Origin of the sequence: Methylocella sp. CPCC 101449 (assembly GCF_031921685.1) — a bacterium.
Classification (GTDB): Bacteria; Pseudomonadota; Alphaproteobacteria; order Rhizobiales; family Beijerinckiaceae; genus Terripilifer.
On record NZ_JAPDHU010000002.1, the window covers coordinates 263,441 to 284,497 of the forward strand.

The 21,057-nt window shown below is 62.3% G+C and carries 21 protein-coding genes; 8 read left to right on the forward strand and 13 right to left on the reverse strand.

What is annotated here, in order from left to right:
* Positions 1 to 43 precede the first annotated feature (43 nt).
* Positions 44 to 2,029, reverse strand: a complete 1,986-nt coding sequence (locus OIM99_RS11835) for a PhoX family phosphatase (protein WP_311850614.1) — start codon at positions 2,027 to 2,029, stop codon at positions 44 to 46.
* A 202-nt stretch (positions 2,030 to 2,231) separates the two neighbouring features.
* Between OIM99_RS11835 and OIM99_RS11840 the strand changes: the two genes are divergently transcribed.
* Positions 2,232 to 2,420, forward strand: coding sequence for a hypothetical protein (locus OIM99_RS11840; RefSeq protein WP_311850615.1), 189 nt, complete (start codon positions 2,232 to 2,234; stop codon positions 2,418 to 2,420).
* 85 nt (positions 2,421 to 2,505) lie between these two features.
* On the opposite strand, the gene glnA is transcribed toward OIM99_RS11840, so the two are convergent.
* The 3 genes from glnA to sseA all read right to left on the reverse strand — a co-directional run bounded on the left by glnA (position 2,506) and on the right by sseA (position 5,411).
* Entirely contained in the window at positions 2,506 to 3,915 is a 1,410-nt protein-coding gene (gene glnA / locus OIM99_RS11845; RefSeq protein ID WP_311850616.1) for a type I glutamate--ammonia ligase, read from the reverse strand.
* Positions 3,916 to 3,979: 64 nt separating this feature from the next.
* The gene (locus OIM99_RS11850; RefSeq protein WP_090701143.1) at positions 3,980 to 4,318 is read right to left on the reverse strand and encodes a P-II family nitrogen regulator; all 339 of its coding nucleotides are present in this window, start codon (positions 4,316 to 4,318) and stop codon (positions 3,980 to 3,982) included.
* Positions 4,319 to 4,550: 232 nt separating this feature from the next.
* On the reverse strand, positions 4,551 to 5,411 hold the full coding sequence (sseA, locus tag OIM99_RS11855; RefSeq protein ID WP_311850617.1) for a 3-mercaptopyruvate sulfurtransferase: 861 nt from the start codon (positions 5,409 to 5,411) through the stop codon (positions 4,551 to 4,553).
* 272 nt (positions 5,412 to 5,683) lie between these two features.
* On the opposite strand from sseA, the gene OIM99_RS11860 reads away from it, so the two are divergent.
* Positions 5,684 to 6,139 carry a PaaI family thioesterase gene (locus OIM99_RS11860; protein WP_311850618.1) on the forward strand — a complete coding sequence of 152 codons (456 nt, stop codon included), beginning with the start codon at positions 5,684 to 5,686 and terminating at the stop codon, positions 6,137 to 6,139.
* Positions 6,140 to 6,196: 57 nt separating this feature from the next.
* Positions 6,197 to 6,976, forward strand: coding sequence for an NAD(P)H-binding protein (locus tag OIM99_RS11865; RefSeq protein WP_311850619.1), 780 nt, complete (start codon positions 6,197 to 6,199; stop codon positions 6,974 to 6,976).
* A 41-nt stretch (positions 6,977 to 7,017) separates the two neighbouring features.
* On the opposite strand, the gene OIM99_RS11870 is transcribed toward OIM99_RS11865, so the two are convergent.
* The 7 genes from OIM99_RS11870 to OIM99_RS11900 form a co-directional block, all read right to left on the reverse strand.
* Positions 7,018 to 8,049: a cysteine synthase A gene (locus tag OIM99_RS11870; protein WP_311850620.1), complete on the reverse strand. Its 1,032-nt coding sequence runs from the start codon at positions 8,047 to 8,049 to the stop codon at positions 7,018 to 7,020.
* 110 nt (positions 8,050 to 8,159) lie between these two features.
* Positions 8,160 to 9,413, reverse strand: coding sequence for a cyclopropane-fatty-acyl-phospholipid synthase family protein (locus OIM99_RS11875; protein ID WP_311850621.1), 1,254 nt, complete (start codon positions 9,411 to 9,413; stop codon positions 8,160 to 8,162).
* A gap of 221 nt (positions 9,414 to 9,634) precedes the next feature.
* On the reverse strand, positions 9,635 to 10,381 hold the full coding sequence (locus tag OIM99_RS11880; RefSeq protein WP_311850622.1) for an SDR family NAD(P)-dependent oxidoreductase: 747 nt from the start codon (positions 10,379 to 10,381) through the stop codon (positions 9,635 to 9,637).
* Between the two features lie 30 nt (positions 10,382 to 10,411).
* On the reverse strand, positions 10,412 to 11,992 hold the full coding sequence (gene purF / locus OIM99_RS11885) for an amidophosphoribosyltransferase (protein ID WP_311850623.1): 1,581 nt from the start codon (positions 11,990 to 11,992) through the stop codon (positions 10,412 to 10,414).
* Positions 11,993 to 12,094: 102 nt separating this feature from the next.
* Positions 12,095 to 12,772, reverse strand: a complete 678-nt coding sequence (locus OIM99_RS11890) for a CvpA family protein (RefSeq protein WP_311850624.1) — start codon at positions 12,770 to 12,772, stop codon at positions 12,095 to 12,097.
* A gap of 148 nt (positions 12,773 to 12,920) precedes the next feature.
* The gene (radA, locus tag OIM99_RS11895) at positions 12,921 to 14,330 is read right to left on the reverse strand and encodes a DNA repair protein RadA (protein ID WP_311850625.1); all 1,410 of its coding nucleotides are present in this window, start codon (positions 14,328 to 14,330) and stop codon (positions 12,921 to 12,923) included.
* 15 nt (positions 14,331 to 14,345) lie between these two features.
* Complete coding sequence (locus tag OIM99_RS11900; RefSeq protein ID WP_311850626.1) at positions 14,346 to 14,543, reverse strand: hypothetical protein; 198 nt, start codon at positions 14,541 to 14,543, stop codon at positions 14,346 to 14,348.
* 122 nt (positions 14,544 to 14,665) lie between these two features.
* Here OIM99_RS11900 and OIM99_RS11905 point away from each other — a divergent pair, with 122 nt between their 5' ends.
* The 5 genes from OIM99_RS11905 (at position 14,666) to OIM99_RS11925 (ending at position 19,253) form a co-directional block, all read left to right on the forward strand.
* Entirely contained in the window at positions 14,666 to 15,202 is a 537-nt protein-coding gene (locus OIM99_RS11905) for an AAA family ATPase (RefSeq protein WP_311850627.1), read from the forward strand.
* 78 nt (positions 15,203 to 15,280) lie between these two features.
* Positions 15,281 to 15,829 carry a MarR family transcriptional regulator gene (locus tag OIM99_RS11910; protein WP_311850628.1) on the forward strand — a complete coding sequence of 183 codons (549 nt, stop codon included), beginning with the start codon at positions 15,281 to 15,283 and terminating at the stop codon, positions 15,827 to 15,829.
* 258 nt (positions 15,830 to 16,087) lie between these two features.
* Positions 16,088 to 16,441, forward strand: coding sequence for a non-heme iron oxygenase ferredoxin subunit (locus OIM99_RS11915; protein ID WP_311850629.1), 354 nt, complete (start codon positions 16,088 to 16,090; stop codon positions 16,439 to 16,441).
* A 40-nt stretch (positions 16,442 to 16,481) separates the two neighbouring features.
* Entirely contained in the window at positions 16,482 to 17,843 is a 1,362-nt protein-coding gene (locus OIM99_RS11920; protein WP_311850630.1) for an SRPBCC family protein, read from the forward strand.
* Positions 17,844 to 17,882: 39 nt separating this feature from the next.
* Complete coding sequence (locus tag OIM99_RS11925) at positions 17,883 to 19,253, forward strand: MFS transporter (protein ID WP_311850631.1); 1,371 nt, start codon at positions 17,883 to 17,885, stop codon at positions 19,251 to 19,253.
* Between the two features lie 13 nt (positions 19,254 to 19,266).
* On the opposite strand, the gene OIM99_RS11930 is transcribed toward OIM99_RS11925, so the two are convergent.
* Both OIM99_RS11930 and OIM99_RS11935 read right to left on the reverse strand, forming a co-directional pair.
* Positions 19,267 to 20,088 carry a hypothetical protein gene (locus OIM99_RS11930; protein ID WP_311850633.1) on the reverse strand — a complete coding sequence of 274 codons (822 nt, stop codon included), beginning with the start codon at positions 20,086 to 20,088 and terminating at the stop codon, positions 19,267 to 19,269.
* Between the two features lie 113 nt (positions 20,089 to 20,201).
* Positions 20,202 to 21,023 (reverse strand): hypothetical protein, encoded by an 822-nt coding sequence (locus OIM99_RS11935; protein ID WP_311850634.1) that lies wholly within the window; start codon positions 21,021 to 21,023, stop codon positions 20,202 to 20,204.
* Positions 21,024 to 21,057 lie beyond the last annotated feature (34 nt).

Here is a 21,057-nt window from a genome sequence, read left to right on the forward strand (position 1 = left end):
GCCCGGGGGCGGCCATCCGCTATCATCTTCTAAAATTTAGGGATCAGACGGCGATTTTGCCACCGCCGGTCTTCGTCACGGCCACCAGGGAGGGGCGCGGCGGCACGCCGTCCTTGAAATCGGGCCAGCGGGTGGCCGGCTGTTCGAAGGTGGCGGGCGGGGCCTTCGGATCGTCCTCGTCGGCTTCGCCGGGGTGCTGAACAGCCAAGAACAAGGTTTCGTCGTTCGGCGTGAAGAAGGGGCCGCACATTTCGGCACCGGCCGGCACGCGGAAGAAGTGTTTCGACGTGCCGCGCAGCGGACCTTCGGTTTCGATCGCCCACAGGCCGTCGGCGCGGCCGGTTTTGGCTGGCGAATTGCCGTCGGTGGCGATCCAGACGCGGCCCTGGTTATCGACGGCGAGATTGTCGGGCATGCCGAACCAGCCGTTCTTGGTGGTCGCCGGGTTGAAGCTCGCATTGGTCGTGGCGACGGTGTGATCGCCGGCCTTCACCAGAATGTCCCAGCGGAAGGCGGTGGCGGCATGGTCGCCGTCGGCGGGCGTCATTTCGACGATATGTCCGAAGCGGTTGTTGGCGCGCGGATTGGCGGCATCGATCTGGGCTTCGGTGCGCCGGGTGTTGTTGGTCAGCATCACATAGACCTTGCCGGTCTTGGGATTGGCTTCCACGTCTTCCGGCCGGTCCATCTTGGTAGCGCCCACCGCATCACCGGCGAGGCGCAGATTGATGAGCACGTCGGCCTGACTGGCGAAACCGTTTTCGGCTGTCAGCTTGCCCTGGCCCTGAACGAGCGGCAGCCATTCGCCGCTGCCGTCCGCATTGTATTTGGCGACGTAGAGCGTGCCGCGGTCGAGCAGATCCATATTGGCGGCGCGGTTCTGAGAGTCGACACGGCCTTCGGTAACGAATTTGTAGACATAGTCGAAGCGCTCGTCGTCGCCGGTATAGACGACATAACGGCCATCGCGCGCCGTGATGCCGGCGGCGGCTTCATGCTTGACGCGGCCCAGCGCCGTGCGCTTCTTCGGCGTTGAGGTCGGATCGAACGGATCGATTTCGACGATCCAGCCGAAACGGTTGATCTCGTTGCGCTCCTTGGCGATGTCGAAACGGTCGTAATATTTGCCCCAGGCATATTGATTGGCCGGCGCGCCATAGCGCTTCAGAACTTTCTCATCCGGATGGCCGTCGGCGGCGCCCCAGAAATAGCCGTTGAAGTTTTCCTCGCAGGTCAGCCACGTGCCCCACGGCGTTACGCCGCCCGAGCAATTGTTGACCATGCCATGCACGGTCTTGCCATCCGGATCGGCGGAGGTTTTCAGGCGCGCGTCACCAGCGGCCGGACCGGAGAGAGCGATCGGCGTTTCGGCGGTAATGCGGCGCGCATATTTCGAGCCGGGCACGATCTGCCACTTGCCGTTTTCACGCTTGATCTCCAGCACCGAACCGCCGTGGGCGGCCATTTCGATGTCGACGAGATCCTTCGTCATATTGGCGAAATTGGCTTGCTTGAGTTCCTGGCGGCCGCCGATGCCGGGGAACATCAGCTCTTCATTGGTATATTCGTGGTTCACCACGAGCAGGCCGTGGGACGAGGGATCGGCGGCGCCGGGCATCGGCAGAAAGCCGACGTAATCGTTGTTGTAGCCGAACTGCAGTTTCTGGCCGGCGGCGGTCTGCTTGGTCGGGTCGAAGGCCGGCGCGCCGGGTAGCACCGGATCGCCCCAGCGGATCAGGATGTCGGCATCATAGCCTTCGGCGACATGATGCTTTTCGTCAGAGCCGGCTTCGATCTCGACGAAGTTGAACGAGCTCTTGGCGGCGGAGGCGGGCGCCTGGGCGAAAGCCGGGATCGGCAGGGTGGCGCTGACGGCGCCGACAGCCAGCGCGCCGCGCATCAGATCACGACGGTTGAGACGCGCCGCGATCATGTCGCCGATGGTCGGATTTTCAGACGAATTGGACCCGATGTCCTCGCTCTCCCGCAGGCGGGCGGTCGACGAGAGGAGAGATTTGAGATGGGACATTCAGCACTCCATGGCAGAGAATACTTTGACACTTTGGAGCGCTTCTAGTTTTCGCTTGTGACAGCGGGATGAATAAATCGGGACTGGACAGGCTCGTGCAACGCCATTCTTAAGCTCCCGGTTGGATTGAGGTTTCGTCGACGAAGACACCCGCTTTCGATCGTTCAGCCGGCGTTAAGGGGTGCGCGCGAGAATGATCTTCATGAAAAAGCGCGTCTCTTCCATTGTCATGCAGAGAGCGGAAATGGCCGCCGGCTACGCGCTTGTCTGTGGACCGGATTTCGAGCTGCCGGAATGGCGCTCCGAGCGGCCGCTGTGGCAGCGTGGCCTGGTGATCGCCGCGGGCGTCATCATAACCGGCGTCGTCGCGGCCTCTTTCTTCGTCGCCTGATCTGAAAACATCGAACGCATCTCAAACGAAAGGGCCGGTTCTTGCGAACCGGCCCCAACCTTATCCGTCGATCTGATCGCAGCGATCAGTACGAATAGTACATGTCGAACTCGACCGGATGCGGCGTCATTTCGAAGCGCATCACGTCCTGCATCTTCAGCTCGATGTAGCTGTCGATGAAGTCGTCGTTGAAGACGTTGCCGGTCTTGAGGAAGCTGCGATCCTTGTTGAGGTTCTCGAGCGCTTCGCGCAGCGAGCCGCACACGGTCGGGATCTTCTTCAATTCCTTCGGCGGCAGATCGTAGAGATCCTTGTCCATGGCCGCGCCCGGATCGATCTTGTTGGCGATACCGTCGAGGCCCGCCATCAGCATCGCCGCGAAGGCGAGATAGGGGTTGGCCATCGGATCGGGGAAGCGCACTTCGACGCGCTTGGCCTTCGGGTTGGTCGTCCACGGAATACGGCACGAAGCCGAGCGGTTACGCGCCGAATAGGCGAGCAACACCGGCGCTTCATAGCCCGGGACCAGACGCTTGTAGGAGTTGGTCGACGGGTTGGTGAAGGCGTTCAGCGCCTTGGCGTGCTTGATGATGCCGCCGATATAGTAGAGGCATTCCTGCGACAGGCCAGCGTACTTATCGCCCGCGAACACCGGCTTGCCGGCCTTCCAGATCGACTGATGCACGTGCATGCCCGAGCCGTTGTCGCCGAAGATCGGCTTCGGCATGAACGTCGCCGTCTTGCCGTAGCTCTGCGCCACCTGATGGATGCAGTACTTATAGATCTGCATGTGGTCGGCCATGGTGATCAACGTGTCGAACTTCATACCGAGTTCGTGCTGAGCCGAAGCCACCTCATGATGATGCTTCTCAACCTTGACGCCCATCTGGGCCATGGCGGAGAGCATTTCGCCGCGCATGTCCTGCGCCGAGTCTTGCGGCGGGACCGGGAAGTAGCCGCCCTTGGTGCGGATGCGGTGGCCGAGGTTGCCGCCTTCATAGTCGGTGTCGCCGTTGGAGGGCAGTTCCGACGAGTCGAGCTTGAAGCCCGTGTTGTAGGGCTCCGACGCAAAGCGCACGTCGTCGAACACGAAGAATTCGGCTTCCGGGCCGAAGAAGCAGGTGTCACCCACGCCCTGCGACTTCATGTGGGCCATCGCCTTCTTGGCAATGCCGCGCGGGTCGCGGTTGTAGGGCTCGCCAGTCGACGGTTCGAGAACGTCGCAGGTGATGACCATGGTCGGGGCAGCGAAGAAGGGGTCCATCGTCGCGGAGGTCGGATCCGGCATGAGGGTCATGTCGGATTCATTGATCGCCTTCCAGCCGGCGATCGACGAGCCGTCGAACATCGTGCCTTCCGAGAACATTTCCTCATCGACGAGACTCGGATCGAAAGTGACGTGCTGCCACTTGCCACGCGGGTCGGTAAAACGAAGATCGACGAATTTTACGTCGTTGTCTTTGATCGCCTTGAGGACGTCCTTGGCGGTCTTCATGTCAGGGCCTTTCTACGCTTGCTAGGGTCGTTCTGGTAGGGTGCTGGAGGGATCTAGGAAGATGTCAAATCGCATCCGTGCCGGTTTCACCGGTTCGGATGCGGACAGCCCCCTCGATATTGGATACAAAAATCTTGCCATCGCCGATCCGGCCGGTCTGGGCGGCCTTGCGGATGGCTTCGACGGCACGGTCGAGCATTTCGTCGGCGAGGACGATCTCGATTTTCACTTTCGGCAGGAAGTCGACGACATATTCGGCACCCCGATAGAGCTCCGTGTGGCCCTTTTGACGACCGAAACCCTTGGCTTCGGTGACGGTAATGCCCTGCAAGCCGGCTTCCTGGAGGGCTTCCTTCACCTCATCCAGTTTGAAGGGCTTGATAATCGCCTCGATCTTTTTCATGCGCTCCCGCTGCTCCCGGTGATGGTCCGTGGGTCGGCCCAATGACCGCATTCCGACGGGCTATTAGCACCTGCTGTGCCAAGATTCTATCCAGCCACCCCCGGCAAATAACGGGTTTATGGCTGGATTTATTCGGCTTCCACGGCTTCGCGCAAGCCCTGCTTAAAGCTTGCGCAGATATTGCCTAATTATTGATCAGATACGTGCCGCCAAATTGATCAGTCGTAGGCCGTCAAGCTTTGCCTTTGACGACCGGCTGGCCGCGCGAGGCCCATTCGGTCCACGATCCGTCATAGAGTTTTGGCTGCGGCTTGCCGGCAACGGCCAGCGCCAGATTGGCGATGGCGGCCGAAACGCCTGAGCCGCAACTGGTGATCAGGGCCTGATCCGGGTCGATTCCCGCATCTTTGAAGGCTTTCAGCAGCTCGTCCTTCGATTTTAGCGCGCCATTGGCGACGAGTTCGGTGGTCGGCAGATTGCGTGCGCCGGGCATATGGCCGGAGGGCAGGTTGGGGCGGGGCTCGGCGGCCTCGCCGGTGAACCGCCCGGCGGCGCGCACGTCGAGCACCTGCGCCGATTTGTCCTGGAGTGCTGCCGCCACATCGGCCATCGAGGCGACGCCGTCCTTGTTGAACTGGGCACTGAACTGGCCGGCCGTCCGCTGGCCCGCGCCCTGTTCGAGCGGCCGCCCTTCCGTCTTCCAGCGCGGCAGGCCGCCATCGAGCACGTGCACCTTGCGGGCGCCGAACAGGCGGAACATCCACCAGACGCGCGGCGCCGAAAACAGGCCACCGCCATCGTAGACGACGATATCGTCATCCGTATTCACGCCAAGGCCGGCGGCGGCTTCGGCGAAGCCGGTCGGATCGGGCAGCATGTGCGGCAGGTCGCTCGAATGATCGGAAACCGCATCGATGTCGAAAAACACTGCGCCAGGGATATGACCGTCGAGAAATTCGGCTTTTCCGTCGCGGTTGGCGGCCGGCAGATACCAGGAGGCATCGACGACGCTCAGGCCCGCCGTCCCCAGCCGATCCGCCAGCCAGGCGGTCGAAACGATGGGGGCTCCGGCCTGCGATGCTGAATCATTCATGAACGTTCCTCGTCGGATTTTAACGAAACATTTGCCATGTGTACCCTCGCACATCGGCCATCGGCCGGCCAGCTAGAGTGACCTCATCGGACTTGAGGAGGTCGTTATGGGACGCACGCACAGCCAGAGCAACATCGGTGGTTTGGTGGCCTTCGGCCTGTGGGCCGGCGCTTTCATCTGGTTCATCGCCGTCGTCGGCTGATCGCCCAGCTTGCCCACCCTGAGAAGTTTGCCTATCTCGATGAGGCAAGCGTTTTGAGGGAGGCAAAGCGGTGAACGCACCCGTTCCGAAAGATCCAGCCTTCCACGCCCGCGTCCAAACAAGTTTCGATAAACAGGGGCTGATGCGCACCCTGGGTGCCTCGATCCTCCACATTGCCCCCGGCGCCGTCGACATCGCGCTCTCTCCAAATCCCGCCATCTCGCAGCAGCATGGTTTTGTGCATGCCGGCGCTGTGTCCTCGATCGCCGATTCCGCTGCCGGCTATGCGGCGTTGAGCCTCATGCCGCCTGGCGTCGGCGTGCTCACCACCGAGTTCAAGATCAACCTCGTTGCACCGGCCGCCGGCGAACGCATCATCGCGCGCGGGCGCGTCATCAAGGCCGGGCGGACGCTGACCTTGGCGCAAGCCGAGGTCTTCGCCGAAATGCAGGGGAAAGAACGGCTGGTAGCTCTACTGACCGCGACATTGATGGCGATCGAGGGGCGAGACGGCGTGGCCGATTAGCATCCGGTCGGACCACAGGCATTGCGCGCGGCGCGCGAATGTCCAATACCTCCCTCCATGACCATTCTCGTTACAGGTGGAACCGGCACTCTCGGTCGGCGCGTCGTCGACGCGCTGGAACAGACGGGCGCCGAGGTTCGTTCTCTCAGCCGCGGCAAGCGTGCGCCGCTTCAAGATCATATCGGCGTCGAGGCCGATCTTCTGTCGAAAGACGATCTCACAGCGGCTTTGGCTGGCGTGACGACCGTCATCCATTGCGCGCACGATTCCTCGACGCCCGACAACAGCATCGCAGGCACCACCAATCTGCTCGAAGCCTGCAAGGCGGCCGGTGTCGGTCATTTCGTTTATATCGGTATCGCCGGTATCGAAACCTCCGCCGATTTTCCCTATTACGCCGTCAAGCTTGAAGAAGAGCGGCGCATCGCAGCGAGCGGCATTCCTTATTCGATCTTGCGCGCGGCGCAGTTTCACAATCTCGTCCACGCCGTGCTGACGCGGCTGAACACCGCGCCGATGCTGATGTATGTGCCGCGTGGCGTCGTGCTACGCCCGGTCGATATCCGCACGGTGGCCGATCGCCTGGCGGATCTCGCACTCGGGCCGCCGCGCGGCCGCTGCCGCGATCTGGTCGGTCCGGAGGAGCGCCCGCTCGAAAGCCTGGCAAAGCAATGGCTGCGGGCGCGCGGCCAATGGAAGATCGTCTTTGCCTTTCCCTCGAAGGCGCCGGGCTTCAAGGCCTTCGCCACGTTGACGCGCGGTGACGCTGACAAGGCCGGGCCTGATTTCGCGCTGTGGCTGGCGGAAAATGTCCAGCGGCCGAAGCGGCGGCGCTAGAGAAAGTCAGCGGCGAGCAATATCGGCGCTGAGAGCGATGCCTACACCAGGCACTTGTCGACGCTGCTGGTGCGCTCCATCCAATCGGGCACCGGCAGTTTCTTTTCGCGCAGGAAAGCCGGGTTGAACAGTTTTGACGCATAGCGCACGCCGGAATCGGCGAGCAAGGTCACGATCGTATGGCCGGGACCCATCTCCTTGGCCATGCGAATGGCGCCGGCGACATTGATGCCCGACGAACCACCGAGCAGCAGGCCCTCATGTTCGGCGAGTTCAAACACGATCGGCAGCGCTTCTTCATCCGGCACCTGGAAAGCCATGTCGATCGGCGCATCGACCAGATTGGCGGTGATGCGGCCCTGGCCGATGCCTTCGGTGATCGACGATCCCTCAGACTTCAGCGTGCCGGTGGTGTAGTAGGAATAGAGCGCCGCGCCCATCGGATCGGTGATAGCGATCTTGATGTCCTTGTTGCGCGCTTTCAGCGCCATGCCGACGCCGGCGAGCGAGCCGCCCGTGCCGACCGCGCAGGTGAAGCCGTCAACCTTGCCATCGGTCTGCGCATAGATCTCAGGCCCCGTCGTGTCGATATGGCCTTGCCGGTTGGCGACATTGTCGAACTGATTGGCCCAGATCGCGCCCTGCGGATGTTCCTTGGCCAGCTTCTCGGCAATGCGGCCCGAGACTTTCACGTAATTGTTGGGATTAGAGTAGGGCACGGCTGGCACTTCGATCAGCTCGGCGCCCTGCAGCCGCAGCATGTCCTTCTTTTCCTGCGACTGGGTCTCGGGGATCACGATCACGGTGCGGAAGCCCATCGCATTGGCGACCAGCGCGATGCCGATGCCGGTATTGCCGGCGGTGCCCTCGACGATGATGCCGCCCGGTTTCAACTGGCCCTTGGCCACCGCATCCTTGATGATCGCAAGGCCGGCACGGTCCTTCACCGACCCACCCGGATTGACGAATTCCGCTTTGCCCAGAATGGTGCAGCCGGTTAGCTCGGAAGCGCGTTTCAGCTTGATCAGCGGCGTATTTCCGATCGCGCCGATCACATCCGGAACAAAACTCATCGAAACGGCTCCTTATCCGCGCCGGAGCTTCCGGCGGGTGGGAACCCGCCGTGCTCACGCGTGCGCTGATCTTGTCTAGGCTGTGCCGAGCCGCGGCGCAATCCGTGCGGTTACGACTTGCGGTAGACCATCTGGCGAACGTCGATGGTCCCGGCGCGGAAGCCCGCTTCGCAGTAGGACAGATAAAATTCCCACATGCGGCGGAAGCGCTCGTCGAAGCCCAATGTCGTCAGGGACGGCCACTTTTCCAGGAAAGTGTCGCGCCACTGCGACAGTGTGCGGGCATAGTCGATGCCGAACATCCGATCTGTTGCCAGCTTCAGGCCGTAGCGGTCGCCGAGCTCGCGCATGATCGTCGCCGTCGGCAGCATGCCGCCGGGGAAGATATAACGGCGGATGAAATCCAGTTCGCGCCTGTAATTTGGAAACAGCGCTTCCTGGATGGTGATGACTTGCAGGCCGGCGACGCCGTCCGGTTTCAACCGGTCGCGCAACTGGCTGAAATAGGTCGTCCAATATTCCTCGCCGACCGCTTCGAACATTTCGATCGAGGCGATCCGGTCGTAAACACCTTTCTCGTCGCGATAGTCGAGATATTTGATCTCGACTTTGTCGGACAGGCCGGCATCGGCCATGCGCTTGGTGGCGAAGTCGAACTGCTCCTGCGAAATCGTCAGGCCGGTGACCTTGCAGCCGATCTCGCGCGCCACATATTCGGCAAAGCCGCCCCAGCCGCAGCCGATCTCCAGCACGTGATGTTCCGGCTGGATGTTCATCTGCCGCGCCAGCTCGCGATATTTGCGCGTCTGCGCCGAGGCGAGGTCGTTGTCGCCGTCCGCATAGATCGCCGACGAATAGGTCATCGTGCGGTCGAGCCATTGCGAATAGAATTTATTGCCGAGGTCGTAGTGCGCATGGATGTTGCGCTTCGAGCCCCATTTGGTGTTGCGATTCATCCAGTGGCGGACCATCTGTACGAAGCGGATGATCGGCTTGTCGGCGAGAAGCTTTTGGATGACCGGCTGATTGTAGCAGAACAGCTCAAGGAATTTTTCGAGATCCTCGGCCGACCACATGCCCGACAGATAGGCATCGGCCACGCCGACCTCGCCGCCGCGGGCCACCTTCTCGGCGAACGCGACGTCATGCACGATCATGCGCGCATAGGGACCGTCTTCAACGCCGCCGAAACGGAAGGTCTTGCCGTCGGGCATCTCGATGTCGAGCGTGCCATAGACCAGATGGGAACAGAGGTTGATCGCCTGACGGACGGCGAAGGGATAGCTTTTGCCAAAGTTGGCGGCGTTGGCCGGAGTAACCGCGATCACATCCCGGCGGGCCGGTACAGAGTTCGTTTCGCTCATGCCCTCGTTGACGCGCCAAGGCGCGTTCCTCTGGCGTTTGTCAGCCCTTGGACACGGCGGCAGCGCCAAATCTGCCGTTGCGTCCTGCTGCGCCTTCAGAGTCAACGTCCGGTATGGCCGTCCAGATCACTGCCGAAGGTCGCGGCAACCGATTTGAACGGAAAAACGCAAAGCGTGCAAGATGGTTGCCCGGATGGCAAAGTTGCGGCGTGCGCGCGCCTTCAGACCGGTTCTCGGAAACGCTGCACCGCACCCTTGGGGATGTCGAGGATGCCGCCCGTCTCGGTCCAGTCGGGCATGCACAAATCGACGATCTTGGGCGCGATCTCTTCCGGCGCGGGCAGACTCATCGGGTCTTCGCCGGGCATGAGCTGCGCGCGCATTTTCGTGCGCACATAGCCGGGATTGACCAGCATCACTTTGACCTTGGAGGTGTTTTGCGTTTCCGCCGCGAATGTTCTCGCGACGGCGTCCAGCGCCGCCTTCGACGTCGCATAGAGACCGCGATAGGGCGAGAGGTCGGCTTTGTTGCCGGCGCCCGACGAAATGAACACGGCGCGGCCGGCATCCGACTGACGTAGCAAGGCGTCGAAGGAACGGATCAGGCGGTAGTTCGCCGTCACGTTCACCGCCATGACATCGTTCCACTGCGGTGGGTCGAGGTGGGAGAGGGGCGTCGTCGGCCCCAACAGGCCGGCGTTGCCGACCAGGATGTCGAGCTTGCCCCAGCGCTCGAAAACCGCCAGGCCGAGCCTGTCGATCGCATCGAAATCCTTCAGGTCGCAGGGCACCAGAGTGGCGCTGCTGCCGACAGCACGGATCGCATCGTCCAGCTCTTCGAGCGCGCCCTGGGTGCGGGCGAGCGCAATGATATGGGCGCCGCGCTTGGCGAGTTCGAGGGCGACGGCGCGACCGATTCCGCGCGACGCGCCGGTGACGAGGGCAACACGATTTTCAAGCGCCGACATGCGCCAGGACTCCAAACATGAATGGCAGGCTCAGTCGACTTCAGCGAGCAGCGACAATTGCGTGCGCTGCTTCTCGGCACCGAGATCGGTGAGCGAGGTCGGATAGTCGCCGGTGAAGCAGTGATCGGTGAATTGCGGCCGGGCATTGTCGCGGCCCGGGAAACCGGTGGCGCGATAGATGCCGTCGACGGACAGGAAGGCCAGCGAATCCGCGCCAATATATTTGCAGATGCCGTCGAGATCGATCGAACCATCGCGATGGCGCATCCGTGCGGCGAGCAGCTTGTCCTGCTGCGGCGTGTCGATGCCGTAGTAATCGGGATGGGTGATCGGCGGCGAGGAAATCCGCATATGCACTTCGCGCGCGCCGGCATCGCGCATCATCTGCACGATCTTCACGGACGTCGTGCCGCGCACGATGGAATCGTCGATGAGGACGATGCTCTTGCCCTTCACCACGCCGCGATTGGCGCTGTGCTTGAGGCGGACGCCAAGCTCGCGTACCGATTGCGTCGGCTGAATGAAGGTGCGTCCGACATAATGGTTGCGGATGATGCCGAGTTCGAAAGGCAGACCCGATTGCCGGGCATAGCCGATTGCCGCCGGCACGCCGGAATCAGGCACCGGCACGACCACATCGGCATTGATGGGCGCTTCGATGGCGAGCTGGGCGCCCATGCTCTTGCGCACGTCATAGACAGAGCGCCCATGAACGATGGAGTCCGGCCGCGAGAAATAGATATATTCGAAGATGCAGGGGCGGGCGGGCTGCGTCGGGAACGGCTTGTGGCTCTCCAACGTGATCTTGCCGTCTTCCTGTTCGGAAATGACGACGATCTCGCCATTCTCGATGTCGCGGATGAATTTGGCGCCGATGATGTCGAGCGCACAGGTCTCGGACGCCAGGATATAGCGGCCATCGAGCTCGCCCAGCACGAGGGGGCGGATGCCGAGCGGATCGCGCGCGCCGATCAGCTTCTTGTTGGTGAGCGCGACGAGCGAATAGGCGCCTTCGATCTGGCGGATCGCTTCGATGAAGCGTTCGAGAATGCGGGGATGCCGGCTCTTGGCGACCAGATGCAGGATGACCTCGGTGTCGGAGGTCGACTGATAGATGGCGCCCGAGCGGATCAGTTCGCGCCGCAAGGTCAGAGCATTGGTCAGATTGCCGTTATGGCCGACGGCGAAACCGCCGGAATCGAGTTCGGCGAACAGCGGCTGCACGTTGCGCAGAATGGTTTCGCCGGTGGTGGAATAGCGGACATGGCCGACGGCGGAATGGCCGGGCAGGCGGTCGATGGTCGACTGTTTGGAGAAATGCTCGCCAACCAGACCGAGGCGACGCTCGGAGGAGAAGCGCTTGCCGTCGAAGGTAACGATACCGGCGGCTTCCTGGCCGCGATGCTGCAGGGCGTGCAGGCCGAGCGCCGTGATGGCGGCAGCGTCCGGATGGCCGAAAATGCCAAAGACGCCGCATTCCTCGCGGAGCTGATCGCCGTCCAAATCGAAGTCGTGCTGGTCCCCGGCGTAATGATCCCCGGAAGGACTATCTTCGTCAGCGGCGTCAACGCCCAAGCTCTCGCTCAGCCCGGATTGCGCGGCGTGCGTCATGGCAAATTCCCCGATTCGGCTCGGTTGGAACGGTCCGGCCGCGGCAGAATGCGACTCGCGGGCGTCGTCACGAAGCCTACATAATCACATCGAGCCGTTTTGTCAGGGGCGCTGGCCAGAAACTTGCGGGTTTCCCTGGGTAATCAGCGATTGGATGCGATTCCGGTCGGACTGCGATGGAGCTGCATCGGTGCGCTGGCCGGGGGCGGCCGGGGCCGGATTGGCGGCGGGCGGCTGATCGCTCTCCGGGGCCGGCTGTTCGTCGCTGCCCGGGCGCTTCAGGCTCTTGAGGATGGCGCTTTCGGGGTCGGCGGGTAGCAGCGCCATGAGCTGGTCGCCCGTGGCTTGCAGCAGCGCCTTGGTGCGGGCCGTGCGGGCCCATTCCGGCTGGGTCTTTTCCGGCACCAGCCAGTTGAAGAACAGGAAGGCGACGACGCACAGCAGCAGGCCGCGCGCGGCGCCGTAGAGGAAGCCCAGCGAACGGTCGAGGGCGCCGATTTTGGAATCGAGGATCATGTCGGAAATCTTCACCGTGAAGATCGACACGATCACCAGCGAGGCAAAGAAGATCGCCGCGGCGGACACGCCGATCGCGATGTTTTCCTTGCTGATATAGGGCTTTAGATAGGGCAGGCCGAGCGGGTAGAAATAATAGGCGGCGACGGCGGCGGCGGCCCAGGAGGCGATGGCCAGAACCTCGCGCGTGAACCCGCGCAACATGGCCAGAAATGCAGACAGAAGGACGACCGCAATAACGCCAAGATCAAGATAAGAGGGCATCGAAAATCGTCTCGCTATTGGCGTCCGCCACGCCAAGGAACCAATGATGCGCAGGCCAGGACACCACTCCCTCAATGAGGAATGGTTTCCGCCGCGCGCCTCGCTTATAGCGAAGAAGCTTAAGGGCGTCACCTCTTGTTAATAACAGTTAGGCAGTGCCCACAGCTCGTGGTCGTTGGGGCGCCGGAGCGCGCCGACCGGCGCCAGAAGCAGCGATATCAGCGACCAAGGCGGTGATATGGCCGCAGGCGCGCAGGCTGAGCGGGCCGGCCTCGCCGCTCTGATCCGGGCCGACGGCGGCCTTGAAGCCAAGCTTCGCCGCCTCCTTGATTCGCTGCCCGGCATGGGTGACCGGCCGCACCGCTCCGGACAGGCCCAATTCGCCGAAATAGACCGTTTCCGCCGGTAGCGGCGCGCCGGTCAGCGAGGAGACAAGGGCCGCAGCGGCGGCAAGGTCCGCTGCCGGCTCGTTTACCCGCAGACCACCGGCGACATTGAGATAGACGTCATATTGGCCAAGCCGCAGGCCGCCATGGGCCTCCAGCACCGCCAGGACCATGGACAGACGCGCCGGATCCCAGCCGACGACGGCACGCCGCGGCGTGCCGAGTGAGGTCGGCGCCACCAGCGCCTGAACCTCGACCAGCACCGGCCGCGTGCCTTCCATGCCGGCGAACACTGCCGCACCCGGCGCCGATGCGTCGCGGCCCGAGAGAAACAGAGCGGACGGATTGGCCACTTCGCTCAAGCCGGAGCCGGTCATTTCGAAAACGCCGATTTCGTCGGTCGGTCCGAAGCGGTTCTTCACCGCGCGCAGAATGCGGAACTGATGGCCGCCGTCGCCTTCGAAGGAAACCACCGCATCGACCATATGTTCGACGACGCGCGGCCCGGCGATCTGCCCGTCCTTGGTGACATGGCCGACCAGAATGACGCAGGCGCCCGTGGTCTTGGCGAAGCGAATAAGCGCCTGCGCCGCACCGCGAACTTGCGTGACGGTGCCGGGCGCGGCTTCAACCGTGCTGGTCCACATGGTCTGGATGGAATCGATGATGACCAGGGCCGGTTGTTTGCCCTGTTTCAAGGTCGCGAGAATGTCCTCGACGCTGGTCTCGGCCGCGAGTTCGACGGGAGCCGACGCCAGCCCAAGACGGGCGGCGCGCAGACGCACCTGCGCCACGGCCTCTTCGCCGGAAATATAGACGACGCGATGTTTCTTCATCGCCAGTGTGGCGCAGGCCTGGATCAGCAGGGTCGATTTGCCGATGCCCGGCTCACCGCCGATCAGGATCACCGAGCCCGGCACCAGACCGCCGCCCGCCACCCGGTCGAATTCGGTAATGCCGGAGATGATGCGCGGCGCTTCCTTGCTCTGGCCGTCGAGGCCTTCGAGCGCGAAGACGCGGCCCTTGCCGGCGGCGGCACGGGCGCCGATGCCGGAGGAGGGTGCCTCCTCGACGATCGTGTTCCATTCCTCGCAGGCTTCGCAGCGGCCCTGCCAGCGTTGGCTGATCGCGCCGCAGTTCTGGCAGACAAAGGTGCTGTGGGGTTTGGCCATGGAACGGGGAAACTCTTACGAAGCCGCGCGGGCGCTGTCTTTGCCGATATAGATACGCAGGTCGCGCAATTGCCGCTCGAGCGCATTCTCGGCCCTTTCCAACTGGGCCAAGGCCGCCTGGATGGAGGCGGTCGCATCCTCGAATGAACCGGCCGGCGCAAGCCGCTGGGTGAAACGCTGTTCGGCGGCGGGGCGGGTCTCGGGATGGGTCATCGAATGTCCTCAACGGCTCTCTGAACTGATGAGAACAATACAGGAACAAAATCGATTCGGCTACTGCGTGCTTTGGAAAACTGATCTTGGCGCTACGTGAGAAGATGGCGGAGATATTGGCCATGCGAGCAGGCGAAGTGCTGATCCTGACCGGCCCGCCGGGCGCGGGCAAGACGACGACGGCGCAGGCCCTGGCGGCCGAACCGGGCGCACCAAAAGTGCATCTGCATGCTGACGATTTCTGGCACTTCATCAAGCACGGCGCGGTTGCGCCCTATCTGCCGGAAGCCCATCCGCAGAATGAAGTGGTTATCGCCGCCTTGGCCCTGGCGGCACAGGCCTATGCGGAGGGTAGCTATTTCGTCGTGGTCGATGGCATCATCGGTCCCTGGTTCCTGAAACCGTTCCAGGCGCTGAACGTGCCGCTTCATTACGTCGTTCTGCAGCCGGCCCTCGAAGAAGCCATCGCCCGTTGCGGCGCGCGGGGCGGGGACACGCTGAGCGATCCGCAGACGATCACGGCGCTGTATGGCCAACTCGCCGCGTTGGGCGATTTTGAGCGGCATGCACTGAACACCCGGGGACTCAACCGGCAGGACACATTCAGCGCGGTGATCAAAGCCGTCGGCGAGGGGGCGTTTCGCCTGTCGGTGAAATAGTCGAGATCGCATCGGATCGAACGCGTAGAGATCGTTCAGCGTCGAGATACTCGTCATCCACCGAACCTTGTGCGATGATTGACCGGCAACGCGTGCCGTCCATCAGCAAGGCCAGAGCAGATTTCGAACCCGACCGACATCCAGCAGGCCAAGTCCCGCGAAACGGAACCGCTGATGGCACGGACGCCCAAGGGCGATGCGCTCGATGCCCTCATTCTCGCGATCTTTCGCGTCAATGGCCGCCTGATCCGCGGCGGCGAGGCGCTGTCGCGCGACCTGAAGCTTTCAGCCGTGCGGTGGCAGATCCTCGGGGGGCTCGATGCCCAGCCACGCACGGTGGCGCAGATTGCCAGGCATCTCGAACTGACTCGCCAAGGCGTGTTGTTGGCCGTGCAGGGTATGGTGCGTGACGGCCTGGTCGAGCTGATCCACAATCCCGATCATCGTCGGGCGAAGCTGGTTCGACCGACCGACGATGGCAGAAGCCTGTTCGTGGAAGTCTCTCGCCGGCAGCGCAGGTGGGCGAGCGAACTGGCGGAACCGTTTGAGATCGCGGATATGCAGGCGGCCGCCACGCTGTTGCTGAAGCTCGCCGCAGCCTTCGCGCCCGAACAGGACGCCGACTAGAGCGGTTGCCGCACGACAGCCGTCCGATTGGGCCGTCAAATCATCATCATGTCCTGGACGTTCGCGCGCCGAGAACTCGCAGGCCCTGCGATGTCGCGGGGTGCAAAGTTGACAAGTTTATTTCCATTTGACAAGAAAATTCATATATGACAGCTTTCTGTCAATAAGGGGCGGCTTAACCCGCCGCGCGGAGGGCAGGATGCGCAAGGTTCGATCGATCGTGATCGGAGACGGCAAAAGGCCGGGCAGCGGTCGGCCATGACGACAGCTGCGTTCCGCCCATTGGTGCCGGTTTCACAGGTCGACGAAGGGCAGATGATCGCCGTCGATGGTGGACAAGGATTTTCGGTGCTGATCGCGCGCGTCGGCGGCGAATGGTTCGCCATGTCGGATCTGTGTTCCCACCTGCGAGCGCCGCTTCACACCGGGAGCCTGGTCGGCCACCGGCTGGCTTGCCCGCTGCACGGCGGCGCTTTCGACATTCGCGATGGCGCTCCGCTGTGCGAACCGGCGCGGCGGCCGATCGAGACATATCCGGTCCGTGTCCGGGGCGGCGTCCTCGAAGTCGCGGTGCCGCAGGCTGCGACGCCGGAACCGGGCTTCGAATGGTGAACGGCGGCGCGGACCGTCATCCGATCAGGAGGTGAGAGCAATGAACGTTCCAGTCAAACAGCCGACGGTTCTGTATCCGGATGCGCCCGTGGGCTCGCTCGCTGCGAAGCGTCCCGCGGTGGACAATAGCGGCGTGACGATTACCGGCGATCGCTATTACCGCAAGGATATATTCGAGCAGGAGTGGGAACGGATTTGGACGAGGACCTGGCACCTGGCGGGCCCGCTCTGCGACCTCAAGAAGCCTGGAGACTTCTTCACCTACGAATTCATGCACGAGAGCTTCTTGATCACCATGCAGGCCGATCGGTCGGTCAAGGCTTTCTACAATGTCTGTCCGCATCGCGGGAATAGGCTGGTCTACACCGAACATGGTTCGATGGATGTCTTCAGTTGCCTCTACCACGCTTGGACCTTTGCCAATGACGGACGCCGGCTGACGATCAAGGATCCGGAAAGCTTCGCGGGGGTCGATACCTCGCGCGCCGCCTGCCTGAATGCGGTTCGCTGCGAAGTCCATGCGGGGCTCGTGTGGATCAACATGGATGACAGCGCACGACCGGTGAAGGAAGCGCTGGGCCTGCCTGAAGGGCTGCTCGAATCCTACCGCCTCGAAGAGATGGTGACCGTGAGCCGACAGGTGCAGGAGGTCACCGGAAACTGGAAGCTTGCGCTCGAGAATGTCATCGAAGGCTATCATTTCGACGTCGTCCACGAGCCGTTTCGCATGCCCGAGTTCGTCAACCCGCTCGGGATACAATATGACCTGCACGCCAATGGGGCGAGCAGCTGGTTTGCGCCCTTCGGGCAGCCGACAGCCAAGGGGGATCCGCATGCGCTGAATGAATCGCTGAAGGGTTTCCTGCGCAATGCGGGCATCGATCCGGATCGTTTTGAGGGCACGGCACAGGACGTGCGTCCGGCCGTCCAGAAGCGGAAGCGCGATCATGCCGTGCGTGCCGGTTTCGATGTGTCGGGTTTCATCGAAGAGCAGTTCACCGACGCCTGGGGCGTAAGCGCTTTTCCGGCGACATTGCTTGCGATGAACTTCGAAGTGGTGTTGTTGCAGCGGCTGCAGCCGCATCCCAAGGATCCCGAGCGATATTTCATGACGCCGATCGTTCTCTATCGGCCGGGCTCCGTGTCCGGCACCGGCCTGCCGCCTTATCTGAGCGTGCCGGGAATGGACCTCGATCCGAAGAGCATACCGGCGACCCGCCGCTACATGATCGAGGATGGCTTCAAGCTGGGTCCGCTGATCGAGCAGGATGTCGACATCATCGAGAAGACGATGCTGGGCGTGAAATCGCGCGGCTTCAAAGGGCCGCTATGGGGCGAGCAGGAACAGCGTCTCCGTCATTTCCATGCCGAGTATGATCGCTACATGAGTGGCGAAAAATAACATCATATCGCAGGTAGGAACCGGGCGGGGGGATCGGACATGGATGCAAGACCCGCGGATACAAGAGCTGCGATCGATGTCGGATTGCTGCTGGAAAATCAGCGGTTCGGCGGATGGCATGCGAAGATCATGTTCCTCTGCTTCCTGATGCTGTTCGTCGAGGGGATGGACTATAATGCGCTGGCCGTGGCGGCCCCGGCGCTGATCCGCGACTGGTCGGTGTCGCAGAGCGACATTGGTCTTGCTTTCGCGATCAGCAATCTCGCCGTCCTGCTGGGAGCTTTGTCGTTCAGCGCGATCGGCGACCGCTACGGGCGCCGCATCGGCATCATCCTCGGCGTGCTGATCTACAGCATACCGACCCTGCGCACCGCTTTCGCCGGCTCGCTGTGGGAATTATACGCGCTGCGGTTCGCAGCCGGGCTCGGCATGGGCGGCGTGATGCCGAATGCGATCGCGCTGCTCACCGAAGTCGCTCCCAAGGGGCTGAAGTCGCGCATGGTGATGATCCCGTTCATCGGCATCGGTCTTGGCGCTGCGGCGATCGGCGGTATCGCTGCGGCGTTTATCCCCCGTTTCGGTTGGCCCGCGGTATTCCTCATACCCGGCGTGTCGGGACTCATCGTCTGCGCGGTGCTGGTCGTCTGGCTGACGGAATCGATCCGGTTTCTCGTCATCACCAAGCCGGGCTCGCCACACCTTGCAAAGGCGCTCAAGGCCATGGGCGCCGATGCGACGGAGGGACGGCTGATATCGGTCAGGCCCCACGGCAAGGCGAGCCGGGCCCGCCAAGTGCTCGGCGCGCTGCTGCATCGTGACAATATCGTGGTGAACATGTTGCTGTGGATATGCTGCCTGCTGGAATCGCTGACATTCATCATTCTCGTGAGCTGGCTGCCGGTCATTCTCGAAACGGCTGGATTGTCGCCGGCCGAGGCATCGCTGACCTTTGCCTATGTCGGTCTCGGCAATCTCGTTTCGCAGTTGCTGATCGCGATGTTTCTCGATCGCTATCATTTTCTGGCGATGCTGGCGGCCGCGCTAGTCACGGTGGCGGGCTTCGTTGCCTTCGGCGCGCACGGGCTGGACAAGACCGGCCTGATGATCGTGACGGTGATCCTGGTTTCCGCATCAGGCGCAACCCACAGCGCGCTCGTCGGCCTGGTCGGAAACCTCTATCCGACGGCTTTCCGCGCCACCGCAGTCGGCATTGCCACGGGCTTCGGGCGCGCGGCGTTCATCGTGGGGCCGGTGCTGGCGGGCTATCTGCTGGCCCAGTCGCTCCCGTTGCGTGAGCTGACCCTTGTCATCATGACGCCCTATGTCCCAACAGTCCTGATCTGTCTGCTGCTCGCCCGCGCCTATGCGGGCAAGGTAGCTGAGGCCCGGCGGATCGATGCGGAGGGCTAGCGGCGGCCGTTGCTTAAAGAAAATTGTTCGGCCAGATCAGGCTGCGCCACATATGCGATGACGGGCTGTCGTCGAAGCCGAGACCTTCCTCCGGCTGGCGGAAATGACGGCCGATGATGTCGGTGAAGTCGTCGAGATCGACCTTGGCATTCGGATCGAACGAATAAAGATCGTTCATCGTCACCAGCCGTGCCGACATATACCACTTGTGATTGCGCGCCTGTTCCGCCGCGCGCTTCACATAGGCCGGCGGCTCGTAGTCCTCGCCGAAGGTGCGCGTGTAGAGTTCTGGATATTCGTAGCCGACGCTGGGATCAGGGAAGAAGCGCAGCGCCTGATGATAGCGGATCGCCCAGGACATTTCTTCGTCCACATAGGGTTCGATCATCTGCGCGCCGTGATAACCGTGATCGGTGCGGATGTAGCAGGTGACGGCGATGTCATGCAGCAGGCAGGCGAGGACCAGCTTTTCCGGCAGGCCGTTCTTGCGCGCCAGATTGGCGCTTTGCAGCAGATGGTTGTTGTGCGGGTTGTTCAGCATGACCCGCTTCTTCAGATAGTCCATCAGCGTCGGCTTTTCCGGCATCCGTGGCAGGCGCGGCTCGTCATGCATGAGGTGGAGGCCCTGCGAGCGCGGCAAGCCGCCTTTCGAAAAGGCATCGATATTGCCGAACCAGGGAATGGCGACATGGCGATCGAGCACGCCCATCATGGCATGTTCGAGCAGTTCGTCCTTGGCGTCATGGCTCATGCCTGGCGTGACTTGGGCAGCAGCAATCTTGCCGGCTTCGGTGACGAGATCATCCTGCGAGGTGATGGGCGCTGCGTCTTGCATGTCTCTCTCCCGGTGGTTGTTCTGTACTTACGACAAGGCGCGACACCTGCGGAAGATGCCGCGCCTGCGGGGAAACGGAATGCGTCGTTGCGCGGCGGCCAGGCCGAACGAGCTTAGAGGAAGTTGTTGGGCCAGATCAGGCTGCGCCACATATGTGACGACGGGCTGTTGTCGAAGCCCAGACCGTCCTCCGGCTGGCGGAACGTGCGGCCAATGATGTCGGTGAAGTCGTCCACGTCGACCTTGACGTTGGGGTCGAACGAATAGAGGTCGTTCATCGTCACCAGGCGCGCCGACATATACCACTTGTGATTGCGCGCTTCCTCGTAAGCCTGTTTCACATAGTTCGGCGGCACGTAGTCTTCGCCGAACACGCGCGTGTAGAGTTCCGGATATTCATAGCCGACGCTGGGATCGGGGAAGAAGCGCAGCGCCTGGTGATAGCGGATCGACCAGGAGGTCTCCTCGTCGACATAAGGCTCGATCATCTGCGCGCCGTAATAGCCGTGGTCGGTACGGATATGAGCGACGACGGCGATGTCGTGCAGCAGGCAGGCGAGAACGAGCTTGTCCGGCAGGCCGTTCTTCTTGGCCAGATTGGCGCTTTGCAGGAGATGGTTGCCGCCGCGCTTGCTCAAGAGTAGGCGCTTTTTCAGATAGTCCATCAAGGTCGGCTTTTCCGGCATCTGCGGCAGCCGCGGTTCGTAATGCATCAGGAACTTGCCGCCGGCCGGCGGCGGGCCGCCCTTGGCGAACTCTTCCACATTGCCGAACCAGGGAATGGCGACATTGCGGTCGAGCACGCCCATCATGGCGTTTTCAAGCAACTCATCCTTGTCGTCGTGGCTCATGCCCGGCTTCGCTTTGGCAGTGGCGATTTTGCCCGCCTCGGCGACAACTTCGTCCTGCGACTCAAGCTTTGCGGTGTTCTGCATGGTTCCACCCGTTCAGATTTTATTGTCCAGTTTT

Excerpts from the sequence above, each read along its gene's own strand:
- OIM99_RS11835 (WP_311850614.1), bottom strand. The coding sequence starts at position 2,029 with ATGTCCCATCTCAAATCTCTCCTCTCGTCGACCGCCCGCCTGCGGGAG.
- OIM99_RS11840 (WP_311850615.1), top strand. The coding sequence starts at position 2,232 with ATGAAAAAGCGCGTCTCTTCCATTGTCATGCAGAGAGCGGAAATGGCC.
- glnA (WP_311850616.1), bottom strand. The coding sequence starts at position 3,915 with ATGAAGACCGCCAAGGACGTCCTCAAGGCGATCAAAGACAACGACGTA.
- OIM99_RS11850 (WP_090701143.1), bottom strand. The coding sequence starts at position 4,318 with ATGAAAAAGATCGAGGCGATTATCAAGCCCTTCAAACTGGATGAGGTG.
- sseA (WP_311850617.1), bottom strand. The coding sequence starts at position 5,411 with ATGAATGATTCAGCATCGCAGGCCGGAGCCCCCATCGTTTCGACCGCC.
- OIM99_RS11865 (WP_311850619.1), top strand. The coding sequence starts at position 6,197 with ATGACCATTCTCGTTACAGGTGGAACCGGCACTCTCGGTCGGCGCGTC.
- OIM99_RS11870 (WP_311850620.1), bottom strand. The coding sequence starts at position 8,049 with ATGAGTTTTGTTCCGGATGTGATCGGCGCGATCGGAAATACGCCGCTG.
- OIM99_RS11875 (WP_311850621.1), bottom strand. The coding sequence starts at position 9,413 with ATGAGCGAAACGAACTCTGTACCGGCCCGCCGGGATGTGATCGCGGTT.
- OIM99_RS11880 (WP_311850622.1), bottom strand. The coding sequence starts at position 10,381 with ATGTCGGCGCTTGAAAATCGTGTTGCCCTCGTCACCGGCGCGTCGCGC.
- purF (WP_311850623.1), bottom strand. The coding sequence starts at position 11,992 with ATGACGCACGCCGCGCAATCCGGGCTGAGCGAGAGCTTGGGCGTTGAC.
- OIM99_RS11890 (WP_311850624.1), bottom strand. The coding sequence starts at position 12,772 with ATGCCCTCTTATCTTGATCTTGGCGTTATTGCGGTCGTCCTTCTGTCT.
- radA (WP_311850625.1), bottom strand. The coding sequence starts at position 14,330 with ATGGCCAAACCCCACAGCACCTTTGTCTGCCAGAACTGCGGCGCGATC.
- OIM99_RS11900 (WP_311850626.1), bottom strand. The coding sequence starts at position 14,543 with ATGACCCATCCCGAGACCCGCCCCGCCGCCGAACAGCGTTTCACCCAG.
- OIM99_RS11905 (WP_311850627.1), top strand. The coding sequence starts at position 14,666 with ATGCGAGCAGGCGAAGTGCTGATCCTGACCGGCCCGCCGGGCGCGGGC.
- OIM99_RS11915 (WP_311850629.1), top strand. The coding sequence starts at position 16,088 with ATGACGACAGCTGCGTTCCGCCCATTGGTGCCGGTTTCACAGGTCGAC.
- OIM99_RS11920 (WP_311850630.1), top strand. The coding sequence starts at position 16,482 with ATGAACGTTCCAGTCAAACAGCCGACGGTTCTGTATCCGGATGCGCCC.
- OIM99_RS11925 (WP_311850631.1), top strand. The coding sequence starts at position 17,883 with ATGGATGCAAGACCCGCGGATACAAGAGCTGCGATCGATGTCGGATTG.
- OIM99_RS11930 (WP_311850633.1), bottom strand. The coding sequence starts at position 20,088 with ATGCAAGACGCAGCGCCCATCACCTCGCAGGATGATCTCGTCACCGAA.
- OIM99_RS11935 (WP_311850634.1), bottom strand. The coding sequence starts at position 21,023 with ATGCAGAACACCGCAAAGCTTGAGTCGCAGGACGAAGTTGTCGCCGAG.